Annotated in this window: 5 protein-coding genes; 2 read left to right on the plus strand and 3 right to left on the minus strand. The window is 43.3% G+C overall.

Annotated elements, in window-relative coordinates; all coding sequences use genetic code 11:
• Together F6J94_RS31625 and F6J94_RS31630 are read right to left on the minus strand one after the other, a co-directional pair.
• The coding region (locus F6J94_RS31625; RefSeq protein ID WP_293047501.1) for an aldo/keto reductase at positions 1 to 669 on the minus strand (669 nt) is incomplete at its 3' end.
• Between the two features lie 305 nt (positions 670 to 974).
• On the minus strand, positions 975 to 1,475 hold the full coding sequence (locus F6J94_RS31630; RefSeq protein WP_293047507.1) for a bifunctional nuclease family protein: 501 nt from the start codon (positions 1,473 to 1,475) through the stop codon (positions 975 to 977).
• A 138-nt stretch (positions 1,476 to 1,613) separates the two neighbouring features.
• Between F6J94_RS31630 and F6J94_RS31635 the strand changes: the two genes are divergently transcribed.
• On the plus strand, positions 1,614 to 1,802 hold the full coding sequence (locus F6J94_RS31635; RefSeq protein WP_293047503.1) for a hypothetical protein: 189 nt from the start codon (positions 1,614 to 1,616) through the stop codon (positions 1,800 to 1,802).
• Positions 1,787 to 2,491: a riboflavin synthase gene (locus F6J94_RS31640; RefSeq protein WP_293025188.1), complete on the plus strand. Its 705-nt coding sequence runs from the start codon at positions 1,787 to 1,789 to the stop codon at positions 2,489 to 2,491. The genes F6J94_RS31635 and F6J94_RS31640 overlap by 16 nt, the downstream gene beginning before the upstream one ends.
• A gap of 235 nt (positions 2,492 to 2,726) precedes the next feature.
• On the opposite strand, the gene F6J94_RS31645 is transcribed toward F6J94_RS31640, so the two are convergent.
• Positions 2,727 to 3,797: glycosyltransferase family 1 protein (locus tag F6J94_RS31645; protein ID WP_293047505.1), on the minus strand; the 1,071-nt coding region annotated here is incomplete at its 5' end.

Consider the following 3,797-nt stretch of genomic DNA (forward strand, 5'->3'; position numbering starts at 1 on the left):
TTTCAGTTCCAGTGGCGAGAAGGGATGGCACAGTTTCTCTAACTTTGGTGGTGGGGTGTAGAGTTTGCCTCCTTTATCAGCAGGAGATATGATGAATATCCCCATATCCTTCTGATTAGCCAATTCAATCGCCGCAGCATTGCGTTGAAAGAAGTAATAGTAATGCAGGTTGATGAATTCAAAAAAATCTGTCTGAATTGCCCCTAGAATCACTTCTATTGAACCGTGGGTTGAGAAACCAACATGGTTTATACGTCCCTGGGCTACGGCTTTTTGGACAGCTGCCATACAGCCGCTGTCGGACTTTACCCAGGACAGATGCTCCTCAGTGTTAATGCCATGAATTGCTAAACAATCGATATAGTCGAGCTGTAGACGTTCTAAGGAATCATTAATCCACTGACTCATCAAATCAGCATCAGGGGTTGGTGGAATCTTGGTGGTGATATATAGCTGGTCTCGTGGTAGTGACAATCCAGCTTTCAGGATATTACCAAGGTATTCTTCACTCTTGCCGTAACCCCTGGCAGTTTCCAAGTGGTTAATTCCTTGATCGATTGCCTGTTGCACTGTCTTCTGAGCATTTGACTCAGATGCTAAGCAACGCATGGTGCCGCAAGAAAATACTGAAAGCTGGAGATTAGTTTTACCAAACCGCCGATAACGCATGTTCCCCAACTGCTGAAATAATCAAATCTTTGGTTAAAACGTTGCCCAAAAAACAGTTGCGCAAAAAACTCAGTTGATGGCCATCGATTGTATTCGGTTATAGCTTCGGGTATAGCTTGGGGTATAGCTTGGGATATATCAATTTATGCCAACGCTCACTTGCGGTAGAGCATCGGGATTAGAGTATCAGAAAAAATCTCACCAACAGCTAAATGGTAAGGCTTTCAGAAACATCTCAATAATTTTTTTCAGAGAAATTGAAATATTGTTGCTGTTAAATCCCGTTTAATCCCATTATTTTGGCTTTAGGTACCACGGCTATATCCTCCACGGTGGAGAAAATCTTCTGGGCGGATATTAGAGACAAATTCCCGAAAAGCTCGACGCTCCTCTTCGTCCTTATCTTGGTCTACAGGTATCGAAGCATCGGCAATAACTTCTTCCATCACCCAAATCGGACTGCCAGTACGCAGGGCGATAGAGATGGCATCACTTGGTCGAGCATCAATTTCTTTCTTTGTCTCACCCTGACTAACACAGAGGCTGGCATAGAACGTGTTATCCTGGAGGGAGTGTATTATAACACGATCCAGTTTTATGTTCCACTCCTCTAGAAAATTGACCATTAGGTCATGGGTCAGGGGACGGGGTGGTGTTTGTCTTTCCAAAGCACTGATAATTGCCTTTGCTTGATCTTGCCCAATATAGATTGGCAGAGCACGCCGATCTAAGACATCTTTCAGTAACACGATGGGGCTACGTGTTACAGTATCTACTGCAATGCCAGCAACTCTCATTTCAATCATCAGCTTAGCCTCTAGAATACGGTCAGCATCAGGGGCATCAAAGCGAAGCGGTAAACTAGTACTGTACAGACGGGCACCGAAACTTGCGCTTGCCAGATCTGTTCTTGTCATGTTACCGGTCAACGGTAAGATCAGCCCTTGAGAATCCAATTCGGTGAGATCAACAAGATTGTATTCTCCAAGTATGCCTTAGTCTCAGGAAATTTGTTTGGCCACTTCACTAAAAAAACACAAACCTATGCCAGCTCTTTTCCTACTAACATTCTAGTTGCACCAGTTCATCCGCTTACAGAAGAACAGTATAAACAACAGTGTTTACAGGATTAATTCAAGCCCTCGGCACAATTGGACCAATCGGAAGCGATCGCTTTATTGTCTCCGGTACCTCTGATGCTATGGATGTTATCTTACAGGATTTAGAACCTGGTGATAGTGTAGCAGTGGACGGAATTTGCCTAACGGTAGAGAAAGTTTTGCCCACAGGCTTCTCGACCACTGCTTCTGATGAAACTCAGGGGCGCACCACCCTCGGACAACGGCTACAGACAACCTCCTACGTTAATTTGGAAACGTCTTTGCGTGTGGGTAGCAAGCTAGGGGGTCATTTTGTCACGGGTCACATTGACGGTATTGGCTGCTTAACGCAATCTTTACAAACACCAAACTCCTGGGAAATGTGCTTTACAGCACCAGCTTCTTTGACGGATGTGTGGCAGCATAAGATAGCCCGTTATCTTGTTCCTAAGGGTAGCATTGCTGTCAATGGGGTCAGCCTAACGATTGCTGAGTGTGACCCCAACGGCAGTTGGTTCAAAGTAGCGGTGATTCCCCATAGTTACACCCATACCAATCTTAGCCACTTACGGACTGGCAATTGGGTGAATATTGAAAGTGACATTTTAGGGAAATATGTCGATAAGTTGCTGGGTAATCGAGTACCAGCTGCTGAAGCGATGGATGAAATGTCCCCGGAATTTCTCCTAGAACATGGGTATTTGACATCCTCCCACGGCTGAAGCCTCTAGGGCTGTTCATTCTTGTGAAGGATCAGGGAGGCCAAAGGTGAACAAATAAACAACCCAACCTTCACATTTCACACTTGAGACTTCACATTCCAATGGGCATTGAGGCGGAGGTTACCGAGTAATTAGGTTCAACAGAAATGCGTTCGCGTAGTGTGACCATTCGCGTAGCGTGGCCTTTTGGCCAAGGTAAATCCCATTGTAATTAATGATTTAATGAATAATCCCACTAATTATCTAGAATGCTCGATCTCTCAAGTACTCCTCTGCCTCTTCCCTTTCCTACTAAAGATGTATAGGCTGCTAGAGTTTCCCTTGCCGTTCTCTCCCAAGAGAATAGCATCGCTCTTTCCTTACCCTTTCTAATCAATTCCTCCCGGAATTGAGAATTACTGATAACCTTGACCATAGCATCTGCTAATTCAATAGGCTGATTAGGGTCAATTAAAATTGCGGCATCTCCCGCTACTTCAGGCAGGGATGAAGTATTAGAGGTAATCACAGGGGCACCCAAAGTCATCGCTTCTAAGACAGGTAGACCAAACCCTTCATAGTAGGAAGGATACACAAAAACATCTGCATTTGAGTAAAACCAGGCTACCAGTTGATCCGATAAGTAGCCCAGATGATGAATATGGTGTTTCCAAGGGGAGCTAGCAATATCGGCAAAAATAGATTCATAAGACCATCCTTTTTGCCCAATCAGTACTAACTGATGCTCAATTTGATGCCGTTGTTTTAAATAATTAAATGCTGCAATCAGAGTATTAATATTTTTCCTGGGCTCAAGAGTACTCACAAATAAAATATAGGGTTGGGCGAAGTCGTAATTAACTGATGTCACCAAAGACTCCACCTTGGTATTCGGTAAATCTAGTGTATTCGGTAAATCTAGAGTAGAGTAACGGCTAGCTTGAGGAATAACTTGGATGTTGTCAGGATTCACTCCTAAGTAATTGACGATATCTTGTTTAGTAGACTGGGAAACAGTAATTACTAAATCAGTCCACCTTAAACATTGTTTTACCCGAGCAGTATAGCTTTTAACAATTGAGTTAACATACTGAGGATATTTAATAAAGGTTAGGTCATGAATCGTCATCAACCGCAAGCTTTTTTGACAGGGATAAACGACATGGTCAGTACCATGGACGATATCAGGATTGCCTAAGTATTGCTCACAATAAGGTAAGATGGGATTAGGTATAGTAGCTAGTAAACTAGAGAGGGTAACCGGTAACGGTATAGTTTTAATCTCTAGATTTTGAATCTCTAAATGCCTAGTTAGCACTTCAAGAAA

Origin of the sequence: Moorena sp. SIO1F2, assembly GCF_010672755.1 — a bacterium.
Lineage (GTDB): Bacteria > Cyanobacteriota > Cyanobacteriia > Cyanobacteriales > Coleofasciculaceae > Moorena.

What these genes read in the sequence shown, in the direction of transcription:
- F6J94_RS31630 (WP_293047507.1), bottom strand. Translation starts at nt 1,475, where the DNA reads ATGATTGAAATGAGAGTTGCTGGCATTGCAGTAGATACTGTAACACGT.